Origin of the sequence: Methanoregula sp. (assembly GCF_028712425.1) — an archaeon.
Classification (GTDB): domain Archaea; phylum Halobacteriota; class Methanomicrobia; order Methanomicrobiales; family Methanospirillaceae; genus Methanoregula.
In genome coordinates this window covers 129406-153606 of the sequence record NZ_JAQTQD010000005.1, presented here as the reverse complement: position 1 = coordinate 153606, position 24201 = coordinate 129406, and the positions used below count along the sequence as shown (strand labels likewise).

The 24201-nt window shown below is 57.2% G+C and carries 22 protein-coding genes; 6 read left to right on the top strand and 16 right to left on the bottom strand.

The features are described 5' to 3' along the window. The 11 genes from PHF39_RS04360 to PHF39_RS04310 form a co-directional block, all read right to left on the bottom strand. Positions 1-1093, bottom strand: a 1093-nt coding sequence (locus tag PHF39_RS04360) for a proton-conducting transporter membrane subunit (RefSeq protein WP_300220620.1), incomplete at its 3' end; no start/stop codon positions are given. Next, positions 1090-4377 carry a Na(+)/H(+) antiporter subunit D gene (locus tag PHF39_RS04355; protein WP_300220617.1) on the bottom strand — a complete coding sequence of 1096 codons (3288 nt, stop codon included), beginning with the start codon at positions 4375-4377 and terminating at the stop codon, positions 1090-1092. The genes PHF39_RS04360 and PHF39_RS04355, both read right to left, overlap by 4 nt. Beyond that, positions 4377-4685, bottom strand: a complete 309-nt coding sequence (locus PHF39_RS04350) for an NADH-quinone oxidoreductase subunit K (RefSeq protein ID WP_300220613.1) — start codon at positions 4683-4685, stop codon at positions 4377-4379. Before PHF39_RS04350 ends, PHF39_RS04355 begins: the two co-directional genes overlap by 1 nt. Next, positions 4682-4924, bottom strand: coding sequence for a hypothetical protein (locus PHF39_RS04345; protein ID WP_300220610.1), 243 nt, complete (start codon positions 4922-4924; stop codon positions 4682-4684). Before PHF39_RS04345 ends, PHF39_RS04350 begins: the two co-directional genes overlap by 4 nt. Continuing rightward, on the bottom strand, positions 4921-5184 hold the full coding sequence (locus PHF39_RS04340) for an NADH-quinone oxidoreductase subunit J (protein ID WP_300220607.1): 264 nt from the start codon (positions 5182-5184) through the stop codon (positions 4921-4923). Before PHF39_RS04340 ends, PHF39_RS04345 begins: the two co-directional genes overlap by 4 nt. Positions 5185-5399: 215 nt before the next feature. Next, on the bottom strand, positions 5400-5783 hold the full coding sequence (locus tag PHF39_RS04335) for a 4Fe-4S dicluster domain-containing protein (protein ID WP_300220604.1): 384 nt from the start codon (positions 5781-5783) through the stop codon (positions 5400-5402). Between the two features lie 6 nt (positions 5784-5789). After that, positions 5790-6869 (bottom strand): nickel-dependent hydrogenase large subunit, encoded by a 1080-nt coding sequence (locus PHF39_RS04330; RefSeq protein ID WP_300220601.1) that lies wholly within the window; start codon positions 6867-6869, stop codon positions 5790-5792. Continuing rightward, positions 6866-7234 (bottom strand): NADH-quinone oxidoreductase subunit C, encoded by a 369-nt coding sequence (locus PHF39_RS04325; protein ID WP_300220598.1) that lies wholly within the window; start codon positions 7232-7234, stop codon positions 6866-6868. The genes PHF39_RS04330 and PHF39_RS04325 overlap by 4 nt, the downstream gene beginning before the upstream one ends. Then, the gene (locus PHF39_RS04320; protein ID WP_300220595.1) at positions 7231-7677 is read right to left on the bottom strand and encodes an NADH-quinone oxidoreductase subunit B family protein; all 447 of its coding nucleotides are present in this window, start codon (positions 7675-7677) and stop codon (positions 7231-7233) included. The genes PHF39_RS04325 and PHF39_RS04320 overlap by 4 nt, the downstream gene beginning before the upstream one ends. Further along, on the bottom strand, positions 7674-8555 hold the full coding sequence (locus PHF39_RS04315) for a complex I subunit 1 family protein (protein WP_300220593.1): 882 nt from the start codon (positions 8553-8555) through the stop codon (positions 7674-7676). Before PHF39_RS04315 ends, PHF39_RS04320 begins: the two co-directional genes overlap by 4 nt. Continuing rightward, a complete protein-coding gene (locus PHF39_RS04310; RefSeq protein WP_366144168.1) occupies positions 8552-10369 on the bottom strand; it encodes a proton-conducting transporter membrane subunit in 1818 nt (605 codons plus the stop codon). The genes PHF39_RS04315 and PHF39_RS04310 overlap by 4 nt, the downstream gene beginning before the upstream one ends. Before the next feature lie 520 nt (positions 10370-10889). Between PHF39_RS04310 and PHF39_RS04305 the strand changes: the two genes are divergently transcribed. Continuing rightward, positions 10890-12950, top strand: coding sequence for a sodium-translocating pyrophosphatase (locus PHF39_RS04305; RefSeq protein WP_300220586.1), 2061 nt, complete (start codon positions 10890-10892; stop codon positions 12948-12950). Between the two features lie 66 nt (positions 12951-13016). On the opposite strand, the gene PHF39_RS04300 is transcribed toward PHF39_RS04305, so the two are convergent. Together PHF39_RS04300 and PHF39_RS04295 are read right to left on the bottom strand one after the other, a co-directional pair. Beyond that, positions 13017-13286: a tetratricopeptide repeat protein gene (locus PHF39_RS04300; RefSeq protein WP_300220583.1), complete on the bottom strand. Its 270-nt coding sequence runs from the start codon at positions 13284-13286 to the stop codon at positions 13017-13019. Positions 13287-13395: 109 nt separating this feature from the next. Beyond that, a complete protein-coding gene (locus PHF39_RS04295) occupies positions 13396-13779 on the bottom strand; it encodes a HEAT repeat domain-containing protein (protein WP_300220580.1) in 384 nt (127 codons plus the stop codon). A 261-nt stretch (positions 13780-14040) separates the two neighbouring features. Between PHF39_RS04295 and PHF39_RS04290 the strand changes: the two genes are divergently transcribed. Next, on the top strand, positions 14041-15363 hold the full coding sequence (locus PHF39_RS04290; protein WP_300220578.1) for a PAS domain S-box protein: 1323 nt from the start codon (positions 14041-14043) through the stop codon (positions 15361-15363). Between the two features lie 244 nt (positions 15364-15607). Further along, positions 15608-15796, top strand: a complete 189-nt coding sequence (locus PHF39_RS04285) for a hypothetical protein (RefSeq protein ID WP_300220575.1) — start codon at positions 15608-15610, stop codon at positions 15794-15796. A 42-nt stretch (positions 15797-15838) separates the two neighbouring features. Here the strand turns inward: PHF39_RS04285 and PHF39_RS04280 are convergent, their stop codons facing one another. Then, positions 15839-17902 (bottom strand): response regulator, encoded by a 2064-nt coding sequence (locus tag PHF39_RS04280; RefSeq protein WP_300220573.1) that lies wholly within the window; start codon positions 17900-17902, stop codon positions 15839-15841. 163 nt (positions 17903-18065) lie between these two features. Here PHF39_RS04280 and PHF39_RS04275 point away from each other — a divergent pair, with 163 nt between their 5' ends. The 3 genes from PHF39_RS04275 to PHF39_RS04265 all read left to right on the top strand — a co-directional run bounded on the left by PHF39_RS04275 (position 18066) and on the right by PHF39_RS04265 (position 21358). Further along, positions 18066-19751, top strand: coding sequence for an ATP-binding protein (locus PHF39_RS04275; protein ID WP_300220570.1), 1686 nt, complete (start codon positions 18066-18068; stop codon positions 19749-19751). A gap of 367 nt (positions 19752-20118) precedes the next feature. Then, positions 20119-20517, top strand: a complete 399-nt coding sequence (locus tag PHF39_RS04270; RefSeq protein WP_300220567.1) for a HEAT repeat domain-containing protein — start codon at positions 20119-20121, stop codon at positions 20515-20517. A gap of 121 nt (positions 20518-20638) precedes the next feature. Further along, positions 20639-21358, top strand: coding sequence for a DNA alkylation repair protein (locus PHF39_RS04265; protein WP_300220564.1), 720 nt, complete (start codon positions 20639-20641; stop codon positions 21356-21358). 12 nt (positions 21359-21370) lie between these two features. Here the strand turns inward: PHF39_RS04265 and PHF39_RS04260 are convergent, their stop codons facing one another. Together PHF39_RS04260 and PHF39_RS04255 are read right to left on the bottom strand one after the other, a co-directional pair. Next, on the bottom strand, positions 21371-21745 hold the full coding sequence (locus PHF39_RS04260) for a hypothetical protein (protein ID WP_300220562.1): 375 nt from the start codon (positions 21743-21745) through the stop codon (positions 21371-21373). Positions 21746-21828: 83 nt separating this feature from the next. Continuing rightward, complete coding sequence (locus PHF39_RS04255) at positions 21829-24039, bottom strand: adenosylcobalamin-dependent ribonucleoside-diphosphate reductase (RefSeq protein WP_300220559.1); 2211 nt, start codon at positions 24037-24039, stop codon at positions 21829-21831. Positions 24040-24201: the final 162 nt, after the last annotated feature.

Sequence of the window (24201 nt, the reverse complement as noted above, 5' to 3'; positions counted from 1 at the left end):
GGGGGTGCCGGGCCCCAAGACCCTTCATCCCCTCCACCTCCGTTGTGCCGGCTTCCCAGGAAAAGGCATCCGCGGCCATGAACGCTCCCCCTTTCATGATGCTGTAGGCGATCGCATAATACAGCCCCGCCGTGAACGCGAAGGGAAAGGCGTACAGCAGGCCCATGCCGAAGCCGAGGAGGATGTACCCCATCTGCGCTATGCTCGAATATGCAAGGATATACCGGAGGTCCTTCTGGTTAAGGGCAAGGAGGTTGCCGGCCGTCATGGTGACAAGGGCAAAGAACGTGACAATGAGCCCGAGAATATAGATCGTCCCGTTGTCGGATGGCAGGGCTGTCAGGGAGAGGAAGAGGGCGACAAGCACCCCGGTCTTCGTGGCGCCGACCATGATCGCCGTCACGCCGGGAGGCGCGAGTGCATAGGCATCCGGAAGCCACGTGTGCAGCGGAACGATAGCGAGCTTGACACCATATCCGAGGAGGATGAGAACTGCCGCAAGCAGGATTACGGCCGGGCTGGTTCCCGAAAGAGCTGCTGGGAGGCTGGAGAGGTCCGTTGTCTTTCCGGCAAGGAACAGGACCGAAACCCCGAGAAGGGCGGTCAGGGTCCCGGAAACCCCCTGGAAGAGATACTTCATTGCGGCGGGGACCGCGTTCTTGTCCTCGCGGTACCGGTAGGCAACGAGGGCATAGACCGGAATGGCGGAGAGCTCGACCATGACAAAGATGGTGAAGAGGTCGGTTGCAAAACCGACCGCGGTGGCTCCGGCAAGGGCAAACAGGCAGAGCGGGTAATAGAACCGCACCGGCCCATCCGGGTCAAGGTTCCCCTGCGAGGCGAACGCAGCAAGCCCTCCGAGGCCGGTCACGAGGAGCCCGCAGGTCAGGCCGAGGTACGGTGTACCCGGGGATGGCGGGCTTTCGAGAATGGTGAAGAGAAGATACAGGAACGCTGCCGCGAGCCAGAGGGCCGTGAGCGTGCCGCTCCACCGCCGGTAGCCGGAAGGAATCCGGCTGATAATACCGTACAGGACGATGCCTCCGAGAGCGATATAGAGGGGCACGAGCATGCCGGGATCTGCCGTAATCATACCCCGACCCCCACAAGCATGATGCCCACCAAGGCTACAACGACTGCGAAGAAGACGGCCATGTCATGGTTCACGTCACGGTTCTCCCATGCCATGGCTATCTTCCCTGCCGTAAAGAGCAGGAGGGTTCCTGCAGTCGCCACCTCATACACCAGCGCGAAGGCATCACGGAGCCGGCCGGCAAACGCAACAAGCCCGCGGCCTGCTGCATGATAAAGAATATCTACATCTTTCAGCCGGGTGTCGTGCGGCCGGAGCAGGATCCTGCCGGCAGTAAAGAAGAAGATTGCGGCAGCGCCCAGGACAACGACTGCGCTGATCACGTGGGCCGGGTCATAGGCGGCATAGGTTACGGGATAGGGAAGGAGGGCATAGAGGGCTGCCGGGTAGATGCCGATGATGATACAGAGGGCTGCGGCGCTGAGCATGGCAGCCTGCATCAGCAGCGGGGGATCGGATGCCTGCGAGTCCCCATCGCGGAGGAACGCGAAATAGCCCAGCTTCAGGAATGACAGGAATGTGCCGAACGAGGCTATCTCCAGGAGAACCCAGAGCCAGATGCTCGTATGCTCCGCGGCGGCGAGGACCATGCCCTTGGAGACAAAACCATTGAAAAGCGGGACACCGGCGATAGAGAACGCAGCAACCCAGAAGGCGAGGGCGGTTACGGGCATCTTCTTCTGCAGGCCCCCGACCCGGCTCAGCAGGTTCTCGCCGGTCTTCCAGATGACAACGCCAATGGCCATGAAGAGGAGGGCCTTGTACAGGATGTGGTTGAAGACGTGCGCCATGCCGCCGTCAAGACCGAGCTGCCCGGTGGCACTTGCGGCTCCCAGCCACCCGAGGATCCCGACCCCGGCAACCATATAACCGACCTGCGAGACGATGTGGTACGAGAGGAGCCGGCGCATGTCATTCTGGAACACCGCAAACACCACGCCGTACACTGCCATCAGGGCACCCATGAAGGCGATGTATTCCGTGCCGGGCTGGGCACGGGCAAGGAGATACACGGCAGCCTTGGTGGTGTACACGGAGAGGAAGACACTGGCGGCAATATGCGCCCGCGGGTAGGCATCCGGCAGCCAGGTATGGAGCGGGATGAACGCAAGGTTCACGCCGATCCCGAGCACGATGAGCACCGAAGCCCAGAGCTGGTACGTAACATCGGGGATGCCGGCAAGGGGCCCGACAATGGGAGAACCACCGCCGATGAAGAGCAGGGCAATGCCGGCTCCAAGCAGCGTGCCGCCAAACCCGTGGAAGAGGAGGTAGCGGTAGCCCGCACCGATGGCTTCACCAGCTTCCTGCCAGATGAGGAAGGCGGAGGTGATTGCCATGACCTCCCAGAAGAAGAAGAGCGTGATCCAGTCGCCGGCAAAGACCACACCCATCGACGCCCCGGCGTAGAGGAGAGCATAGAGATGGAGGCGGGCCGGGGCGAAGGCCGCTGCGTACAGGATCGCAAGGAAGGTGATGATCGCAAAGATCACGCCAGTGAGGTACGAGAGGCTGTCCACCCGGAGCAGGGTGAGGGTATATCCCATGAACGGCAGGTTCCACTGCATGATTCCGCCGGCAACGGGGCCGGAGAAGTATCCCCCTGGCAGGAAGAGAACTGCGGCAAGGGCAAGGGCACCGATGAGGATAAGGATAACCTGCCGCGCACGACCGGTTGCGAGAAGGGCGAGCGGGGCACCGAGGAAGAAGATCAGGAATGGCGGAATTGCAGTCCCGATAACGAGCGTGCCCGATACCACGGCTGCGGTACTGCCTGTTATCCCTGCTGCCACCTGCTGGCAGAGAGCAAAGGGGCTCCAGGGACCAACCGTCCAGAGCCCGCAGGCAAGGGCACCGGCAGCCGTCACAATGACCGGGACGCGGAGAGTCCAGCGCACGTCCGGGATGTCAATCGTGCAGGGCGGGAAGAAGGCACGCATCACCACAGGCAGGAAATAGGCAAGGTTCAGCACGCTTGCTGCAACCAGGATTGTGAGGATCCACCACTCGCCGGTGTACCCGGCACCAATCCCAAGCGAGAGATACCATTTCGCTACGAAACCGGCCATGGGGGGGAGACCTGCCATCGAGAGTGTCGCGAGCGTGAAAGCGGCAAATTCCCAGGGCATCTTCCTCCCGAGGCCGTCAAGCTCGGAGATCTTTGTTTTACCGGTCTCAACCGCAACGGCCCCGGCAACAAAGAACATGGTCAGCTTCCCAAATGCATGGGCCGTGAACGCATAGGCTGCCCCGATCACGGCCGCAGCACCCCAGCCACCGGCTGCAACGGTCAGTCCTGCCGGCAGGAGGACTGCCGCCCCAAGGACCATGTAGCTGAGCTGGCTCACCGTTGAATACGCGAGCCTGAGTTTGAAGTCGTCCTGCCTCAGGGCGAGGAGCGCACCGACAATGATGGTGATGACTGCGATTGCAATAACAAGGTCCCGGAGGCCCAGCTCGAGCATCAGCCGGGGCCCGTACAGGTCCCACATCAGGCGCATCAGCCCGAAGACACCGGTGTTGACAACTGCAACCGCATGGAGGAGCCCGCTGACGGGCGTGGGCGCAACCATCGCGCTCGAGAGCCAGCCGTGGACCGGCACGAGCGCCGCCTTGACCCCGAATCCACCCATCAGGAGGAGGAACCCAATGCGGGCGAACTCCGGCGAGAGGAGGGCGATACCCGGGTTCCCGCCGGCAATGAAATCGAGCGAGCTCCCCATCCCGAGGAGGGTCATCATGCCGGCGAGGATGGCAACCCCGCCTGCCTGCGTGTAGACCAGGTACTTCCGTCCCGCGGCAAGCGCCTCTTTTGTCTCGCCGTGCGCCACCAGGGGATACGCCGCGATCGCGAGGATCTCGTAGAAGACAAAAAGCGAGAAGAGGTTCGAGGAGAGCGCAACCCCCATCACGGCACCGATCGTGATGGCAAAACAGGCATAGTACCGCGTCTGCGCATGCTCGTTCCGGCTCCGCATGTAGCCGATGTTATAGACCGTTGTGACAACCCAGAGCCCCGATGCTATGCAGGCAAAGAGCAGCCCGAGCGCATCCGCGGCAAGGTGGAGGGAGAGTCCCGGGAGGACCGCAAACGCCGGTGTCGAGAGCGGGGCGGGCGCGAACGCCGAGGGGAGTGCAAGGAGACAGAGGGTAAATGTCAGTATGGCGGAAACAAGGGAAACACCCTCACGGGCATCCGGCCGCCGGTCCAGCAGGATGATGAGGCAGGTAGCGATGAACGGTATCCCCACGATCAGCGGCAGTATCCAGGGTCCGTCGGCCATCACGGCTCACCCCGGTCCAGCCGAAGGAGAGCGGAGGAGTCGAAGGTCTTCCAGGTGCGCCGCAGGACAATAACGAGGGCAAGCGCAAGGCCGGCCACTACGGCCTCGATGGCGATGAGGGTGAAGACGACTGCCTGCGAGATTGCGACGTTACCGGCCGCGTATCCTCCAAGGATGAAGAAGACGCTGATCCCTTTCCCGAGGAACTCCAGCCCCATCACCATCTTGATGAGGTGGCTGCGCGATACAAGGCAGACAAGCCCGCAGGCAAAAAGGCCGGCGCCAATGACAAGGCCTGTGAGGATCATGAAAGTCCCCCCCGCGAACGCCCTGGTCCGAGCAGAAGGATGATGGACATGACCGCCGACAGGATCATGATCCCCTGGAGGATCACCTCGAACGCGCGTCCCTTCCAGAGCGCATCCCCGGCACTGGCCGTGACGGGAGATGCCACCGGTCCTGCAGCAATACCCGATGCAAGAATAAGAATAAAAACCAGTAAAAAAAGGATACACAGTGCCAGGCCCAGGACCGACCGATGGTTCATGTCCCGGCCTCCCCCGCTTCTCCGCCGGCAAGGATGAGCGCGACCAGGAACAGGACGGCAACAAGGCCGGCGCCGACAGTCAGTTCGAGTGCTGCTGCAAAGGGGGAGGAAAGCAGGTAAAAGATCGCCGCAAGGCAGACACTGGAGACCGCGTAAGCAGCAACAGACCGGATCAGGTCTTCGTGCATGACCGCGATTAACGCTGACACGATCGTCGCGCATCCGAGCGCAGTCATCACCAGCAGATCAGGATCCGGCACTTCAATCTGTCCCCCCCAAGGTGAGTCACAGGATACCAGTGCTTAACAATGGGACAATATCACAGGGGAGGGCATAAAGGTTCTGCTTTTATCAAAGGCTCCCCGGGCCCGGGGACTCTTTCAATGAGAGGGGCCTGAAGAATTCGTCTCACGGCCCGGATCTGACTGCCCTTACCGTCCCATCGGACCGGGGGGCCTGCTTTGAAAAAAGGGTTCTATTGTATTGGTTCTTCCTTCTTCTCGGGCTTGGGCGGCTTCACGTAGGTAATGGTGAAGACCTCCACACCTTTCGCAGAAGCCGGCGCGGTATAGACCGGATCCATGGAGAGGCACTTGGCCGGGCAGGTATCCACACACGAGCTGCACATCACGCAGCGGAACCGGTCGATCTGCCAGCTCTTCGCCTCCTTGGAGAGAAGGATTGCCTGCGCAGGGCACTTCCGCTGGCAGATGCTGCAGGAGATACACTTGCTCCCGTCAAAAATGATGTGCCCGCGGGTCAGCGGGGTCCTCTTCGCTGCCTGTGCAGGGTACAGGATGGTGGCCGGTCGTGACAGTACGGTCCTGAGCGCTGTCTTTGTCATCTCAAAAAATCCCATCGGACATCACCTCTCCGTGCAGCTGATGCAGGGGTCAATCGACAGTACGATAACAGGCACATCGGCAAGGTCGCATCCCTGCAGCATCTTCACGAGCGGCGGGATGTTGGTCAGGGTCGGGGTCCGGATCCGTGACCGGATGAGGAACTTGGTGCCATTGCCTTTCAGGTAGTGGACCAGCTCGCCCCGGGGCTGCTCGGCCCGCATGAAGAACTCGCCGTTTGGCGCACCGGTCACCTTGACATCGACCGGGCCATCAGGGATCTTTGCAATGGCCTGCTGGATGATATCAACGGAGGTGAAGAGCTCCTTGCACCGCACAAGGCAACGGGAATAGCAGTCACCACAGCTGTCCGTGATTACCGGGAAGTCCAGCTCGCCGTAGGCGCCATAGCCGGTCTTTCTGAGGTCAATGGCAACACCGCTGCCCCGGGCAGTGGGCCCGACAGCGCCGAGGTGGAAGGCATCCTGTCGTGAGATTACACCCACATTCCGCGTCCGGTGGATGACCGTGTCGTCCTTGAGGAAGACGGTCGTCAGTTCCTCCATCTCCCGTTTAATGCTGTCAAGGTCTCGGTTCATCTCGGCGAGTTTAGCATTGGAGATATCTTTCCGGACCCCGCCGATCTTGCAGGATCCCTGGATAACGCGGCCGCCTGTGGTCTGTTCCATCACGTCAAGGATCCGCTCGCGGATCCGCCACGCGTTCATGAAGAGGTTCTCGAAGCCGAAAGAATCGGCATAGAGGCCGAGCCAGAGGAGGTGGGAGTGCAGACGCGAGTACTCGGACCAGATTGTCCGGAGGTAATTCGCCCGTTCGGGGACCTGGATGCCCATAATCTGCTCGATACCCTGGCAGTACGTTGCACCATGAATGAAGCTGCAGATCCCGCAGGTGCGCTCGGCAATGAAGACGTACTCGGTGAACTCCCGCTTCTCCACAAGCTTCTCGAACCCCCGGTGGATGTACCCGATGGAGGGGATGACATCCACAACCTTCTCGTCCTCGAGGACAAGGTCGAGGTGGATCGGTTCGGGCAGCACCGGGTGCTGGGGCCCGAAGGGGACGATGATCTGCTTGGTCATTTCTTCTCCTCCTTTGCAACCGAGACACCGAACGGATACCTGATCGCCGTCCTGATGAACGTGCCCTTGAAATCGATGTTGATGCCTTTCACCTGGATCCCAAAGAGGTCGTGCATCTCGTTCTCATACACAAACGCCCCCCAGTACATGCCGGTAATGCTCGGGACTTCCGTCTCCGCTGTCACAGTGATCCGCAGGTTCTGCAGGACATAGTCCTTGTCAAACGAGTAGTTGATCTCAAAGGAATTGTCGCCCACCTTCGTGCAGCCGATCTGGGCGAGGCGATAGCCCTCGTTCCTGAACTGTTCCACGCTCCCGATGAGCCTGCCGACCTCGATGGGGATTATTGTCTGTTCCTGCTTCATGCTGTATCACCAGCCGGTATCTTCATGGCCTTTCGTTTCTCTTCCAGGATACCAAGAGCCTTCACCACGCCGTCGATGATTGACTCGGGGCGGGCGGCACAGCCCGGGACCCAGACATCGACCGGAATGACCTTGTCGATCCCGCCCATGACATTGTAGCACTCCCGGAAGATACCCCCGGAAGAGGCACAGATCCCGACAGCGATGACAACCTTGGGATTGGGGATCTGGTCATAGGTATTCTTCAGGATCTCGCGGTTCTGTTCGTTGACACTGCCAGTCACAAGGAAGATGTCAGCATGCTTGGGGTTCCCGGTATTGATGATGCCGAAGCGTTCAACATCGTAAACGGGAGTGAGTGCCGCGAGCACTTCGATGTCGCAGCCATTGCAGGACGATGCGTCGTAATGGAGGATCCAGGGGGATTTGGTGAGGTAACTCATGGGACGATCACCATCCTGAGGTAATACAGGACACCAAGGTTGATGATACCGAGGGTACCGGCAACCAGCCAGGCGCTCCGCAGGGTCATCTGCCACTTGACCCTTGAGGTCGTATTGTCGATGAGGATCTCGAGGAAGTAGGCGATGATGATCGCTGCTATCGCAAGCAGGGGGTTGAACCCGAAGAACAGGTATACAACCCCGAGCAGGAAGACGTACTCGTACCAGTGGGCGATCTCGATCTTCGCCAGGTTCGGGCCGGCGAAGTCGGTCGTAACGCCCTTCACGAGCTCCTGGTGCGCATGGTGGGAGGTCGAGAGATCGAACGGGGACTTCCGGAGCTTGATCGTCAGGACAATCAGGTACCCGATGAAGACGCCCGGGAGGTAGAGGACGATCGGTACCGCGGACTGCACGATGTCGCTCACGTAGAAGCTCTTCGTGACCATGTACATGCCCGCTGCCGTGATGATGATCATCGGTTCGTAGGCGATGATCTGGATCAATTCGCGTTCCGCCCCGACATGGCTGTACGGGGAGAACGCGGCATAGGCCCCAAGAACGAGGAATATGTGCGAGAGCGTGAACGCAAAGATCACAAGCAGCATGTCCCCGCCCGAGAAGAACAGGGCTCCCGACACTGCCATGAAGACGAGGTAGCTCAGCACATAGAAGTTCTGGGTCGTCGTTACTACAAGATTCTCCTTCTCGAAGAGCTTCCCCACATCGTAGAAGGGCTGGAGGAGCGGCGGCCCTACCCGGCCCTGCATCCGTGCCGTGATCCTGCGATCGATACCAGCGATGAGCCCGCCGACAACCGGTGCCAGCAGGAGATAGATGACCGCGTTGACGATGGCGGCCCACGGTTCAGGGATCATAGCACCACCCCCACGACCATGACCAGCGCGATGAGGATGATGCCCCAGCATGCAAGGACACCTACCATGAAGAGCTTCTCCTCACCGAAGTAGGTACGGAGGTAATAGTTGGAGAGCACCAGGTCGCGGGACATCCCGAGGGAGCCATGGAACTTCATGCCACCTTCAGTTGTCCTGCCGCCCATGTAGGGCGGGGCAATTCTGGGTGTTTTACTCTCGAACAACATCGAGAACGGCATGATCATGAGGAGGCCGAGCATCAGCAGCATGATGATGATATTGGCCTCGGCAAGCCGGGTTGTGTACCCGTAGACATCCATGATATACGGCTCAATGAGCACGGACGAGATGAGCGGGAAGATCAGGGCCACGATGACGACAAGGGCAGTCAGGATCCAGAGGACAGTATATTTATCCTGCGGGACCGTTTTCTCCACGTTCTCCTGGTTGCGCATAACCGAGATAATTTTTCCCATCCACTTGCTCCAGAAGAAGAGGGTGGCAGAACCCCCAAAGGCAAGGATGATGATGAAGATGAGGCCGAACGGTGCCTGGATGAATGCCTCGATTGCCGCCCACTTGGAGATGATCATACCAAACGGCGCAAGGAACATGCCTGCCATGCCGATGAACATCATGACGGCCATTTTGGGCATCCGCTCGATGAGGCCGCCCATGTCCTCGATATCCCGGCTCCCGATCCGGTGCTCAACGGTGCCGACACAGAGGAAGAGGAGCGACTTTGCGATGGCATGGAAGATGATCAGCAGGATTGCCACCCACATGAGGTTGTAGGTCCCGACCCCGGCGCAGGCCACGATAAGGCCGAGGTTTGCAATGGTCGAGTAGGCAAGCACCTTCTTGGCATTGCTCTGGGAAATGGCCATGCAGGACGTCAAAAGGAACGTGAAGCCACCGACAAGGGCAATCATGAGCCCTTCGGTCGTACCGGTCAGGACCGGGGCAAACCGGACGATAATATAGACACCGGCTTTCACCATGGTGCTGGAGTGCAGCAGCGCCGAGACCGGCGTGGGGGCAACCATTGCTCCCACAAGCCACGATGAGAACGGCATCTGGGCGGCCTTTGTCAGGCCGGCGAAACAGATGAGGACGGCAGGGACGATGGCAACAGCATATCCGGATTTGAGCAGGGTGCTAAGCTCCAGCAGCCGGCCGGATGGGTCAAGGGTCGCAAGGTAGATCAGGGCAACGACAAAGGCAATCCCCCCCAGCATGTTCATGGCAAGGGCGAGGAACGCATTGTTCGTTGCCTCAGTGGTCTGCGAGTACCCGATGAGGAGGAACGAACAGAGCGTCGTGATCTCCCAGAAGAAGAGGACCCAGAGCAGGTTGTTGGAGAAGACCAGGCCGAACATCGCCGAGAGGAAGACAAAGAGAATAAAGAAGAACATCCCCTGCCGGTCCACGATCTCCTTATGGTGCTCGTGGAAGATCTCCATGTAGCCCAGGGCATAGACGCAGATGAGGCTGCCGATAATCCCGATGATCATCGCCATGATGATGGAGAACTGATCAACGAAGAGGTTGTTGGGCAGTTCGACGAGTGTATGGCCGAAGGCCAGCTCGAACCAGAGGAGCAGGGCTGCCTGGATCACGACCAGGATCACGACAGAATATTTCTTGTGTTTCAGGCCGAGCCAGAGCAGGTAGACCGCTATCACCAGCTCGATTGCGAGCATGGCAAGATCCAGCGCTTTGCCGGAAACACCAAACATCATCATTCCCTTGTCGAACCCTGCAACAAGGAGCCAGAGCGAGACCGCACCGATTGCGAGTGCGGCCAGTTTCACGATCCAGTTCCGCTCAAGGCTTTTTCTTGCAAAAAGCAAAAAAAATGCAGCAATCAGTGGAAAAAGGACCAGGAATATTAACAGCTGAGAGACTTGCACCAGATACCCTCCCTCCGGGAATATGGGAATTTTCCATTATTAATCATATTGAATTGTGCACGAAAGGCGTGGGCAGGGGTTTGGTACGGAAATGCGAAATCACCAGATACTGCGTTAAAACGGTAAATATCTCCCAATTCTTCCGCTTTTCCCGAGCGGTGCACGGCAGGGATATAAGATAAAAATTTAATGCTACAAAAATGCACTAATAATCTCTTAGGATGGGTTATGTACGTGTGCAGGGCATCATCCCTGAAGCATAGAGTGCCCTCCTTTGGGTCATTTGAGCAGGTCTCTGCTGATGCCAATTAATCATACCTGATGCGTCTGTGCACGTATCCAGTCAGTAAGAGGCGTTACCGGGATATGCCGGGTGCAGCCTCCCTGAGGGAGAGGTCTGACGCAACAGGGAGGTCATGGAATGATCGACTTTGCATTACTAATCGTGATTGCGATCTGTGTCATCGCACTGGGCCTTGCAGCGGTCCTGACGCGTAACCTGCTCTCGAAGGACCAGGGTACGCCCAAGATGCGCGAGGTTGCCGATGCGATCCGGGTGGGTGCGGAAGCATTCATCAAACGTCAGTATTCGACTATCGCCGTGCTAGCCATCGTGCTTGCCATCGTGATCTTCGCTGTCTATTACCTTACCGGCCAGCAGGATCTTGCACTTGCCACCGCAGCTGCGGTCATCGTCGGTGCCGCCTGCAGTGCAATCGCCGGTGTCGTTGCGATGTGGATTGCCGTCCGGACCAACATCCGCACGGCAGCCGCAGCCCAGACCAGCGACGGTAAAGCACTCGACTACTCGTTCCGCGGCGGGGCCATCTCCGGCCTGATCATCACCTCGATGTCGCTCCTCGGTGTCTCGCTCACCTACATTGCGCTCGGTGCAGATCCGCTGCATACCCCGTTCGTCATCATCGGCTTCGGCTTCGGTGCCTCGTTCGTTGCGCTCTTTGCCCAGCTCGGTGGCGGTATCTATACCAAGGCCGCGGACGTGGGTGCAGACCTTGTCGGCAAGGTCGAGGCCGGTATCCCTGAAGACGATGTCCGCAACCCCGCGGTCGTTGCTGACCTTGTCGGCGACAATGTCGGGGACTGTGCCGGACGTGGCGCTGACCTCTTCGAGTCTACCGCAGCCGAGAACATCGGTGCGATGATCCTCGGTGTCGCGCTCTTCCCGATCTTTGGCGTTAACGGCATCCTCTTCCCCCTTATCATGTGTGCGCTCGGTCTCCTTGCCAGCATGATCGGTATCCTCTGCGTCCGCGGTAAGGACGGTGCAGACCCGATGGATGCCATGAACATGGGGTATTACATCACCGCGGTCATCTCGGCCATCTTCCTCTACTTCGGTGTGCAGTGGCTTCTCGGTGCAACCCCCAACTGGATCTACTTCTTCGTAGCAGGTCTCGTGGGTATTGCACTCTCAGTTGCCTTCCTCCGGATCACGCTCTACTACACCGACCACAACTACCGCCCGGTGCAGGAGATTGCCCAGGCATCCGAGACAGGACCAGCAACCAACATCATCTCCGGTTTCTCGGTCGGTCTTGAGACCACCGCCGTTCCGGCAATCCTGATCGGTATCTCGCTCCTCCTCTCCTACTGGTGCGGCACCATGACCGGCATCGAGGGCGGTGGCCTGTACGGTACTGCCGTTGCAACCATCGGTATGCTGATGGTCTGCGCCTATGTCCTGACCATGGACACCTTCGGGCCCATCGCCGACAATGCCGGCGGCATCGTCGAGATGAGCGGCGCACCGGACGAGGTCCGCCACCGCATGGACAAGCTCGATGCAGCCGGTAACACCACGAAGGCACTCACCAAGGGGTACGCCATCGGCAGTGCATCCCTCGCGGTGTTCCTGCTCTTCAATGCCTACATGGCCGACATCACCAAGCTCACCGGCAAGGCGTTCGAGATCGTCAATCTGGCAAGCGTCCCGGTCTTTGTCGGCGCACTCCTCGGGGCAATGCTCGTCTTCCTCTTTGCAAGCCTTGCCATCCGGGCAGTCTCCAAGACCGCCCAGGATGTCATCGATGCCGTCCGTATCCAGTTCAAGGACCCGGCTATCATGGCAGGCACCAAGAAGCCCGACTATGCAGCAGTCATCGATATCACCACAGCGGGTGCTCTCAGGAGCATGGTTCTCCCGGGCATCCTCGTGGTCGCCTTCCCGGCAGTCATCGGTATCCTCATGAAGTACGAAGCCCTTGCCGGCTTCCTGATGGTTGCTACCATCACCGGCATCCTCCTCGCACTCATCCTGAACAATGCAGGCGGTGCATGGGACAATGCCAAGAAGTACATCGAGACCGGTGCCCACGGCGGCAAGAAGAGCGAAGCCCACAAGGCAGCAGTCATCGGCGACACCATCGGTGACCCGTTCAAGGACACTGCCGGCCCGTCGCTCCACGTGCTCATCAAGCTTCTCGCTACGCTGACACTCGTGCTTGCGCCGATCTTCATCTAACCATACTTTTTTCTTTCGCGTTTCTCTCCCGCTCACGCCGGGCAATTGTAAAAAAGATCATGCACATCAGGCGCCGGCCGGTGCCAGGCCGTGGCCGCGATCTGGTGCGATCGTGGCAAGCCGGTACTGGCAGTCGGCCGCGTCTTCTTCTCTCCCAAGCCGGGACAGGCAGGTTCCCAGTGCCCGGTACGCCACGGCAAACCGTGGTGCGATGATGATGGCCTGCCGCAGGTATCTCACCGCCGCTTCATCCTTCCCCTGCTCCGAAAGGTCCAATCCCCGCCGGTAAAGAATCCGGGCTTCCAGCGGGATCATTGCAAAACCATACATGTTCATTTCCCTCCTTGTTTTTCCCCCTCATGCAAACACTGCTTCTTCTTTCTGCATCTCGTGCGTTCTGTCCCGGGAACCCGCCGGCAGATGTTCTCCCGGCGCTCCCTCCTTCTCATAGGCTGCTCTCACTGTCCTGCTCCAGCTTCAGTCTTGTCAGCGCCTCATCCGCAACAAGGCGGATCATGCAGTGATCGCAACTGAGTGCCGGCGGGATGACCGCTGGCTGTGAAGAGCGGATCCTGGCAAGCGACCGGGCGGCAGCCAGCCGCAGATCGCTGTCCCATCCGGCCAGGAGTGGCTGGAGATACTTTGCTGTACGGGGATCCCCGAGAGCCCCAAGCAGCTCGGCCGCCATAACCCGGACCCACTTGTCATTGTCATCGAGCCCGTTGATCAGGTATTCAACCAGCGGTTTTTGGAATTTTTGAACAGCTGTTACTGAAACAACGTGCGATTCCATTGTCCTCACCGGTGTTGATCCTGCGATTCCCTCCATAGCACTTCACACCAACCCGATCCGGGGTCAGCCATCCGTTCTTTGCCGTGGATTATTCAATATTTGCCCGGTGTTTTCGCAAGACGGGTGTGCTGGGGGGGTCTGCCATGCACTCAGGGATACGCCGGAACGGGACGTTGCTGGAAACGAGCCTGTGCCCGGTGAGAGGGGATGATATCCGCCTTTGTTGAACAGAATCCATCCTGCCCGAATTATTGAGGGGAGAGTATATCTACTACCGCATATGCACAATACAGATATATGGGAGTTCTGGATTCTGAAAAGGTTGACAGGATCAAGAGAATCCTCAAGTGGCACCCGCGGGGAATGACCATTTCAGACCTTGCCTCCGAGATGAAGATGAACCGCAACCTTGTTGCCAAGTATCTCGACATGCTCCTTGTTTCCGGACAGGTTGAGATGCAGGTTGTGGGCGCGGCAAAAGTCTACTTCGTCTCCCGTCGGGTGCCGATCTCTGCCCTGCTCGAATTTTCCAAGGACCCGGTCATCGTCACCGGCAGTGACCGGAAGATCCTCCAGGTTAACGAGCCCGTGATATCCCTGACCGGGATGCCCCGCGACTCGCTCCTCCACCACCCTCCAGAAGAGATAGACAATCCCTTTTTTCACCTTATCTGTTCCAGCGGGGAGTCGCGCGATCCCCATGCAACCGGTGAACATGTCAGCGATCTCAGCTGCGAGATCCATGGCGATGAATTCCATTTCCGGATCAAGCAGGTGCCAACGGCTTTCGAGGACGGTAGCGACGGCTTCACGTTCATTGCAGAAGATGTCACCGGCAGCAAGAAATACGAGGAAATGCTCCGCATCAGCGAGGCGCGGTACCGGGGAATTGTCCAGTCCATCGGGGAGGCCATCATCGGGAGTTCTCCGGAAGGATTGATCACCAGCTGGAATAAGGCAGCGGAGCGGCTGTACGGGTTTACGGACGGCGAAGTCCTTTCCAAGCCCATCACGGATCTTCTACGCGGGCCGTCACGGGATGACCTCGCATCAATTCTCGGGCAGGTGGCACGCGGGGAGACTGTCCGAAGACGGGAGATGCGGATGACCACGCGGGGAGGCCGGGTCCTCGATGTCCTGCTCTCGATATCTCCCGTTGTCGGGGAGAACGGGGCGATCCTGGGGACTTCATCTATCGTGCAGGACATCACCGGCGAGAAGATGGAGCAGTACCTGCGCCAGCACGAGGACCAGTACCGCACTCTTGTGGAAGACTTAAATGTCGGGATCTACCGGAGTACCGGGGACCCCCGCGGCAGGTTTGTCTGGGGAAACACGGCTCTCCTCAATATCCTCGGCTACCAATCCATCTCCGATCTCCGCGATGTCCCGGTTGCCGAGATCTTCAACCAGCCGGATGGTCGGCGCGAGCTGATCGATGACCTCAGGAGAAACCGGTTTGTGAAAAATCGGATCCTTGACCTGAAGAAACCCGACGGGACACTGTTCTCTGTCAATGTCACGGCACTCGCGGAGTTTGATGAGGACGGAAACGTTGTTTTCATCAACGGGATCGTCCAGGACATCTCCCACATTGTTCTGCAGAATTCTAACCGCTGAACAGGACTGCACATACCATTGGGTGGGGACGCCCGATCAGCGAACCTGTTGCCATTTTGGTGCACTTGCCTCTAATCTGTCCGATCGCGTGGTGCACCTTTCATGACTGCTTCCGGATTATTTTCTGCAGTCCCGCCCGGATTTTCAGTAAAAATGTGATCGCGATGAAAAAATTTTGCACGCGGTGACATCCCAATGTGAAAAAAGTTAAACAGGTTTGCCGGAGGGGAGGTGTGGAGGGCATGTGGTGCAGTGGGTGTGGTGCAGGGAACGCGTTTTGCTGGATCATGTGGGGGATTTGACGCTCTATTATGACGGCGAGTACCGTAAAAAGGACGCGAATAGTGAGTGTGCTGCCCTCATCACCGGAAGGATTGTCCTCACAAGACTCCAGATCCCGATCGGTATGGATGCCAGCCGGTCCGGGCACTGACTGGCAGGTAACTCACAGGGGTATTCTGGACGGAGGCGGAGGTTAGAGGGAATTGGCGGGCTTCATGTGGGAATGCCCGTTGGCGGAGATCCTGAATGCCTCCTTCGGGACCAGGATCTCGAACCGGGCGCCCCTGCCGTACTCACCCACCTCACGGATCGTGAGGCCCGTGATCCCGAGTGCCTCCTGCACAAGGAAGAGGCCAAACCCGGTGTGTTTACCCACCCCTTTCTGGAAGATCCGCTGCTTGTCGCCGTTGGGAATGCCATCGCCATCGTCCTCAACAACGATGAGATACCCGTCCCGGCTCTCCTGGCCCATGACCCGTATCATGGTTATTTTTCCCCCGTGCATTTCGGCATTCTCGAAGAGATTGGCAAAAACTGTCCTCAGCAGGGGATCGGCATAGACCTCGCAGGAAAGCAGGGAATCATCGATATCGACGATACAATACCCGTCATCCATGCAGACTGTCGTGACCGCGGCATGAAGGTTCTGCCACCGGGGCTTGTGAATCCCGATATCCTGGTACTGCTGGGTGAACGAGATCTGGCTCCTGATGATCTCGCTTGACCTTACTGCGCGGGAGAGGAGCCTCCGGCAGTCCGGGTGTGCAATCTGCATCTCAAGGAGCCCGAGGGAACCCTGGAGCACAGTCAACTGGTTCAGGATGTCATGGCGGGTAATGTTCGAGAGCAGGTTCAGCTTCCGGTTCGATTCATGGAGTGCCTGCTTGATCCGCTTGCTCTCTGTAATGTCCCTGCCAACAGACTGGAATTCGATAATCTGTCCCCTGGTGTCAAAGATGGCGCGATCGCTCCAGCGCTGCCACCTTATCTCACCGGAAGGCATGATGATCCGGTTATCAATGGTCACAACGGGATTCTCCCGTGTAACCTTTTTCAGCGCTTCATTGATCCGCCGGGCATCTTCCGGAGGGACTATCACAGGATGATGGCGACCAAGGCATGACTCCCGGTCAAGGCCGAAATACTGGCAATAGGCCTCGTTCACAAACGTCAGCTTCCCGTCAGGCGTGAACCGGCAGATGAACTCGGTCTGGTCCTCGACCACGTTCCGGTACCGCTCCTCGCTCCGGATAAGGTCCTCCTGGCTTTTCGCCAGTTCCTCGTAGTTCTGCCTCAGTTCCTCTTCGGTTGCGGCCAGTTGCTCATACGCGGAATGCAATTCTACCTGGCTCTGTGCCAGTTCTTCATAGTTCTGACGGAGCTCCTCCTCGGTTGCTGTAAGTTGCTGGCAGGTCGCGTTCAGTTCCTCATGGGCACGTTTCAGCCTCTTCTCGGTCTCCTTTCTCTGGGTGATGTCACGGACAGACTCAATAGCACCGACAATCCTTCCCCCGGAATCATAGAGCGGTGATGCCGTGAGCCAGTAATAGCTGCCTTTCTCATCCGTTCGTGGCGGGGTGTATGCCTCGACGATCAGACGGTCTCCGCTCCGCCGCAGGTCCGGATACGCTTTCTCCGGCTCTTCTTCCGCCCGGACGATGCAATCTGCAAGAGCGTGACCATGGTTCCTGTACAGGGAGAGGGTTGAGGGGACATTCTCTTTTCCGAGGACTGCCGCGGGGGGGATGCCGGTCAGCTCCTCCATCATCCGGTTCCAGACAATGACATGGCCCTTCATATCGATGGCATAGGTTGCGTCCGGCAGGAAATTGATCAGGTCTGCAAGCTGCTTCTGCGAGTCCCTGAGTTCATTCCGTACCCGCCTGCGGTCTATCGCGGTCCGGATCTTGTAATCCAGCTCCGCAAACTGGGATTTTGGTTCCCCGCCTTTCTGGAGGTAAAAATCAGCACCGCTGTTGAGGGCTTCGATAACCACTTCCTCGCGGCCTCTTCCCGTGAAGAGGATGAACGGGATGTCCCGGTACTGATCCCGGATGAACCGGAGGAAGTGGATCCCGTCGGTATCCGCCATCTGGTAATCCGATACGATGGCATCGTACGTCAGGGTTTTCAGTTTATGTTTCGCTTCATCAACCGAAGCTGCCACATCGACATGGAAATGCCCGGCCTTTTCGAGATAGATCTTGCCGATATCGAGAAGAGCTGGTTCATCATCGACATATAATACTGAATACATCTGGGTTGTGGATCCTTCAGGAATATTAGCTGAATAAAAATATATGTCCACCGATTCCCTTCGTATGGCCGGCGATAAATATTCATATTATAATAAGAAAGATTATCCCACGGAATAATAATGCTGATATCCGGCAGCAGGAAGCCGGAACCGGAGCAGAGGAATGTGGGCACCCGATCTCAGGACCGTCTTTTTGCTGATATGCTTAATAGACGCGTTTCTCGCGCTCATGATCCTCATCTACTGGAAGACACAGAAAGCGTATGAAGGGCTTGCATTCTGGTCGCTTGGCCTGCTCTCCCAGTCCATTGCCTTCCTCCTTTTCATGCTGCAGGGTGCTGCCCCTGCACTTCTCACAATCCTCCTTGCCAATGCGTTCAGCATGCTTGCCATCTTACTTCGTATCGATGCCATAAGGAGGTTTTTCTGGTCCCGGCCAATGCCGGACCATTACTACCTTCTCATCGTTCCAATCCTCCTCACATACGCGTATTTCACGTTTGTTGCAGACTCCATAACGATGCGGGCGGTCATCTCCGCATTTTTCATTGCACCGGCCCTCATCATCGCAGCAACTCTCGCCATCCGGTCAAACCAGAGAGAGAACCGCATTATCCGGTATTCCTTTGCGGCAGCTCTTGTGGGGCCGGTTGTCTTCCTCGCAGCCCGAACGGTTGTATGGTTTTTTGTTCCCGGGTACTACACGCTTTTCAGCACTGATGCCTTCAACACCGCATTCTTCAGTGTCGCCATAATCGCGGATATCCTTGCAACAGGATTTTTCCTGATGCTGAACATGATCCGCTCCCGGACTGAACTCGAAGAGAGCGAGGTGAAGTACCATTCTCTTTTCGAGAACATGCTGGAGAGCGCGGCCTACGGCAGGCTGATCCCTGACACCACGGGAAAGCCTTCCGACTGGTTATATCTCGATGCCAATGCTTCATTCAAGCAGACGTGCGGGAGAGAGGACATCATCGGGAAACGGAACAGGGAGATCTTTCCTGAAATTCCGGACGAGCGCCCCGAGCTGCTACAGACCTTTTCACGGGTTGTTTTAACCGGAAAGCCGGAACGTTTCGAGATCCGGTTTCATGAAATCGGCAGGTGGTTCAGGTGTTCGGTGTTCAGCCCGAAAGCCGATCACTTTGTCACCATTTATGATGATATCACGCAGCAGAAACGCGCTGAGTCAGCCCTTCTCCGTACAAACGCAAAGCTGAACCTGCTCTCAAGCATCACGCGGCATGATATCCGTAACCAGCTCCATGCCCTGTCTGGATACCTGGAACTGGCCCGGCTCAATTCCCAAAAACCGGAATCACTTACGGGATCTCTGAAAAAGGCTGACGCGGTCGTTGAAACGATCACCCGTCAGCTGGAATTTACGAAGGATTACGAGGAGATGGGTGTCAATGCTCCCACGTGGCAGAATGTCGATGCAATCGTCTCCCAGGCCGTTGCTTCACTGCCACTCAGGGGAACCCTGATTGAGATCGAACGATCGGATCTGGAGGTCTATGCTGATCCGCTCCTCAGTAAGGTCTTCTACAACCTGATCGATAATGCTCTTCGGTACGGGGGAGCGGGCCTGACAAAAATCCGGATCTCTTCGCGGGAAACTGACACCGGGCTTGTTCTCACGTGCGAAAACGACGGGAACGGGATACCCACAGAAGAAAAGAAGCGGCTTTTCGAGCGGGGGTACGGGAAACACACGGGGCTTGGTCTCTTCCTCTCATCAGAAATCCTGTCCATCACCGGCATCAGTATTTCCGAGAACGGGAACCCGGAGAGTGGGGCGCGGTTCGACATGGTTGTGCCAAAAGGGGAGTACCGGTTCCAATAACCACTGGTGATCGACCTTTTTTTGCAAGGGAGCACTTCCAAAAAATTGATTTTCGCGGCAATTTGCTGATAATTCCGGTGATTGGTCGTAGAAGTGCCAGCACTAGTTCGAAATAAAAGACACGCTATTGATCCGTGCACTCTTCACACCATCATTTCCGTTCTGGTTGCTGTCAATGGCATCGGTATCGTTACTGCAAGGATTAGTCTCTTCCGAGAACGACTTTTCTGCCAACGGGCAATCTCTCATGACAGAGACGGTAAATGCCTGTTGCCATGCAGACCTGATCTGCAAAATCCCTTGGCAAATTTTGATATTTATCTCACTGTGATGCTCCAGTTGTCCCGATTGGGAGGAGGAGTGGAATATGGAACAAGCACTAATGGATTTAAAGGACCGGGTGCGACCGGAGCGGTGGAAATCCATCGTCACCCTGGGAACACACGGTGAGCCGGCACTTGAATACCTGCACCATGCCCTGGCTGATGAGGATAAATGGGTACGGTTCTTTGCTGTGGATGCTCTGGGGAATATCGGCAACAGGAGTTCAGTCGATTATCTCGCCCGGACACTGATGGACGAGGACCAGGATATTCGCTGGGTCACTGCATCTGCCCTGGGAAAGATAGGAGGGCCACGGGCAGCACATGCCCTGCAGCAGGCCTACAACAGCGACAATGCATTCGTCAAGATCTTCATTGCAGAAGCGCTGGAAAAAATCTCCGCTGAAGATATTACAGGACCGGGGATTGCTGTATCCCAGTGAATGCCACATCATTTTTTTATACAATCTTTACACTGAATTTCCCTGACAATCTTGAGGCAGTGCATCACCTTCACTCCCCGCATACCGCGTCCCTTATCCATGATTCCGGCAACACATTGGTATGGACCCGGTTATTGCCCGGATACGGATGGAACTTGAGATCATTGCCGATCCCGCACTACAGGAGAGCTCGAAGCGGTTCTTCAAAGAAGAGATCCGCTGTTATGGCACGAAAACTGCTGCCGTCATCGCACTGGCAAAAAAATACTGGAAAAAAGTAAAGAGCCGGCCGAAGCCGGAGATCTTCGCCCTGTGCGAGGAACTCTGCCAGTCCGGGTACATGGAAGAGTCTTTTATCGTATCCGAATGGGCGCATTCCCTCTCAGGGCAGTACGAACGAGACGATCTCCCCGTGTTCCGGCGCTGGATCGAGACGTACATCACCAACTGGGCATCCTGTGACGGGTTCTGCAACCATACACTGGGAGATTTTGTTGAGCAATTCCCGGACACTGTTGATGAACTGAAACGCTGGACGCAGTCAGAGAACCAGTGGATGCGACGGGCAGCAGCGGTTTCCCTCATTGTCCCCGCAAAGCATGGGAAGTTCCTTTTAGAGTCCATGGAAATTGCCGATCTGCTGCTGACCGACACTGATGACATGGTGCAGAAAGGATATGGCTGGCTCTTAAAAGAGGCCAGCAGAAAGCATACCGGGGAAATTTTTCAGTATGTCATGAAGAACAAGCAACGGATGCCCCGGACGGCATTGCGGTATGCAATCGAGCTCATGCCACCGGAGCTGCGCTCCGAGGCGATGAAAAAAGACTGGAAGAGATAGTCCGCCGCGGATTTATGGAATCTCCAGCGATCGCTGACGCACAAGGCTGATGAGATCATCAAGGCTGGCGCACCTGTTGATCTCTTCGCTGCTGGCAACGATCAGGAAATCTTTTCCCATCTGGACAAGAATTGCCGGGAACGTGATGAGCCCGGCCCCGATCTCGGAGATGAATTCATTCCGGTTCAGGAACCGGGCCGGAATGTTTAAGTCCCGGACGAACCGTTTCCAGTCTTTCTTCATGCCGATCGGGGTATTGGTTATTGCAGTTAAGTTGCAGAAATTCCGTTCGTGCACTGTGCCGGCCTTCGAGGAATACTCCTTCAATCCCGGCAGGATGCCACTATCGGCATTGTAGATGAAAAGGAGGGTCTTCCCATATGACATGGAGAAAGGAGTGTTTCTTTCCCCCATATATTTTGAGAGGATGACCGGAGTTCTGGTAATCGTGTAGAACAGGTCGGGTAATCTCAGCTGCACCCGGTCCAGCCGCAGTGCTTGCAGATCCCCTTGTTGCAGCCTTCCCCAAAGTCGAGCGGCTCCCCGCAGTCCGGGCAGGGGTTCTTTGCCCCTATATCACGGATATCCCAGTCTTTCAAGGTGGTGATACTCTGGTTCTTTGCCGAGAGCTCGATGCAACGCCCGACAACATCCGCACACGAATGCCCTTCCGAAGACGGGTTCTTGATGGCCACAACACAGTTGACCTTGGCAAACTGCTTGACGAACTTGTTGAACGGAACCCCGTTCTGGAGGCCGGTACTGATAGCACGGCCAAGAGCGCTGCTGTTCGCTTCGCAGCCCCCGCTCCCGACCGTCCTGATAAATACCTCCATTGGTTTCCCGTCCAGGAGGTTGACCGTGACATAGAGCCGGCAGCAGCCGGACTGGCAGAGATAGGTCCGTCCTGAGAGCTCTTTTGGCCGGTCGATGGAGAGGGACGGGATCGTTTCCGGCACAGTACGTCCTGGTGCCACAGGCACCTCCGCTGAAGGGGCAGGGGCCTTGTCTTTCAGGGAGAGGACAACATCCTCGCGGCTGCCGGTCCGGTAGATAGTGATTCCTTTCAGCTTCAGGCTCCAGGCCATGAGGAGGGCTTCTGCACAATCTTCCCTTGTTGCTGAAGCCGGCATGTTGATCGTCTTGCTGATAGAGGCGTGGACATGTTTCTGGAACGCGGCCTGCATCAGGATATGATCTTTCCAGCTGATATCAAGGGCTGTCTTGCAGAGGCAGCGGAACGCCTCAGGAAGCCAGTCCAGATCCTGCACGGACCCCGTTTCATGGACGTGCGCTACTACTTCCTCAACTTTGTTCTCCAGTGCCTTGCCTGCCAACCCTGTCGCAGAGAGGGTGGCTGCGAGCCGGTCGCGGAAGACAGGGTTGACGATGACAAACACTTTGCCAACAGTATTTTTCCGCGTATAGGCAAACGAGAAGATGGGTTCGATCCCGCTCGAACACCCGGCAAGCAGCGAGATGGTGCCGGTGGGGGCGATGGTTGTCATCGCTGCATTCCTGACCGGGAATTCCTTCCAAATGCTTCCCTCCCATGAGGGAAATGGTCCGCGTTTTGTGGCAAGCTGCCGCGACTCATCAACAGCGGCGCGGGTGACGAACTGCATGACCCGCTCACACCATGCCCGTCCCTCAGGAGAATCATAAGCCAGCCCTGCCATGAGCAGGGCGTCGTGGACTCCCATCAGGCCAAGGCCGATCTTCCGTGTCCGCTTCGTTGCCTCCGCAATCTGCGGGATGGGAAAGGTGTTCTTGTCTATGACCAGGTCGAGGAAGCATGTGCCCATGCGGGCGGTCTCCTCGAGTAATCGTTCATCAAGCACACCACCCCGCATACAGGCGGCGAGGTTGATGCTCCCAAGGACGCAGCTCTCGTAGGGGAAGAGCGGCTGCTCGCCGCAGGGATTTGTGGTATCAATCTCTCCCAGCTGCGGTGTCGGGTTCTTCCGGTTGATCTCATCAAAGAACAGGATCCCCGGTTCGCCATTCTTCCAGATCCCCTCGACAATGGCTGTCCAGATCCGGCCTACCGTTACCGTGTCTCCCGTTCTGGGATGGCTAAGCCAGACGGTATTGAACTGCTTTTTGGAGACAAGGTCCATGAACCGGTCATTGACCATCACGGAGATGTTGAAATTGGCAAACTCACCCTCTTTTGTCTTTGCCGTAATGAAAGGAAGAATGTCCGGGTGCCAGACATTCAGGATCCCCATGTTTGCCCCGCGCCTGCGGCCGCCCTGCTTGATGACTTCCGTTGCTGCGTTGAAGACCCGCATGAACGAGACAGGACCTGAGGCCACTCCCTCGGTTGACTGGACGGGGGAACCTTCGGGGCGGAGACGGGAGAAGTTATACCCGGTCCCGCCACCGGTCTTGTGGATGATGGCCCCCTGCTTCATGGCGTCAAAGATACCATCAATGGAGTCAGGGACCGGCAGCGTGAAGCAGGCAGAGAGCTGGCCGAGCTCGGTGCCGGCATTCATCAGGGTCGGGGAGTTCGGAAGGAACCGGAGAGAGGTCATGGCCTCAAAGAACCGGGCTTCTTCCTCGTTATTGTCGGCAAGGGCTGCTGCTGTGCGGCGGCAGATATCAGAAAAATCCTTCTCACCTTTCCGGAGGTACCGGGCGGAAAGGATGCTGTCAACAACCGGTTGTGAACTCATGGATATCCCTGACCTGATCTTATGAGGGGTTAACGCGTACGGGAGTCTGGATTGCAGACTGGCTGCAGCTGAAAGAAACTGGTATTGTTGTGGTTATTCTCTTGTGCATAGCACCGCGAAAGTAAAATCACTTTCCGATCAGGCACCAGTACCGGACCTGTT

Excerpts from the sequence above, each read along its gene's own strand:
- PHF39_RS04330 (WP_300220601.1), bottom strand. The coding sequence starts at position 6,869 with ATGACCAAGCAGATCATCGTCCCCTTCGGGCCCCAGCACCCGGTGCTG.
- PHF39_RS04275 (WP_300220570.1), top strand. The coding sequence starts at position 18,066 with ATGTGGGCACCCGATCTCAGGACCGTCTTTTTGCTGATATGCTTAATA.
- PHF39_RS04290 (WP_300220578.1), top strand. The coding sequence starts at position 14,041 with ATGGGAGTTCTGGATTCTGAAAAGGTTGACAGGATCAAGAGAATCCTC.
- PHF39_RS04295 (WP_300220580.1), bottom strand. The coding sequence starts at position 13,779 with ATGGAGGGAATCGCAGGATCAACACCGGTGAGGACAATGGAATCGCAC.
- PHF39_RS04265 (WP_300220564.1), top strand. The coding sequence starts at position 20,639 with ATGGACCCGGTTATTGCCCGGATACGGATGGAACTTGAGATCATTGCC.
- PHF39_RS04280 (WP_300220573.1), bottom strand. The coding sequence starts at position 17,902 with ATGTATTCAGTATTATATGTCGATGATGAACCAGCTCTTCTCGATATC.
- PHF39_RS04335 (WP_300220604.1), bottom strand. The coding sequence starts at position 5,783 with ATGGGATTTTTTGAGATGACAAAGACAGCGCTCAGGACCGTACTGTCA.
- PHF39_RS04355 (WP_300220617.1), bottom strand. The coding sequence starts at position 4,377 with ATGGCCGACGGACCCTGGATACTGCCGCTGATCGTGGGGATACCGTTC.
- PHF39_RS04300 (WP_300220583.1), bottom strand. The coding sequence starts at position 13,286 with ATGAACATGTATGGTTTTGCAATGATCCCGCTGGAAGCCCGGATTCTT.
- PHF39_RS04320 (WP_300220595.1), bottom strand. The coding sequence starts at position 7,677 with ATGAGTTACCTCACCAAATCCCCCTGGATCCTCCATTACGACGCATCG.
- PHF39_RS04305 (WP_300220586.1), top strand. The coding sequence starts at position 10,890 with ATGATCGACTTTGCATTACTAATCGTGATTGCGATCTGTGTCATCGCA.
- PHF39_RS04345 (WP_300220610.1), bottom strand. The coding sequence starts at position 4,924 with ATGAACCATCGGTCGGTCCTGGGCCTGGCACTGTGTATCCTTTTTTTA.
- PHF39_RS04350 (WP_300220613.1), bottom strand. The coding sequence starts at position 4,685 with ATGATCCTCACAGGCCTTGTCATTGGCGCCGGCCTTTTTGCCTGCGGG.
- PHF39_RS04325 (WP_300220598.1), bottom strand. The coding sequence starts at position 7,234 with ATGAAGCAGGAACAGACAATAATCCCCATCGAGGTCGGCAGGCTCATC.
- PHF39_RS04270 (WP_300220567.1), top strand. The coding sequence starts at position 20,119 with ATGGAACAAGCACTAATGGATTTAAAGGACCGGGTGCGACCGGAGCGG.
- PHF39_RS04260 (WP_300220562.1), bottom strand. The coding sequence starts at position 21,745 with ATGTCATATGGGAAGACCCTCCTTTTCATCTACAATGCCGATAGTGGC.
- PHF39_RS04315 (WP_300220593.1), bottom strand. The coding sequence starts at position 8,555 with ATGATCCCTGAACCGTGGGCCGCCATCGTCAACGCGGTCATCTATCTC.
- PHF39_RS04255 (WP_300220559.1), bottom strand. The coding sequence starts at position 24,039 with ATGAGTTCACAACCGGTTGTTGACAGCATCCTTTCCGCCCGGTACCTC.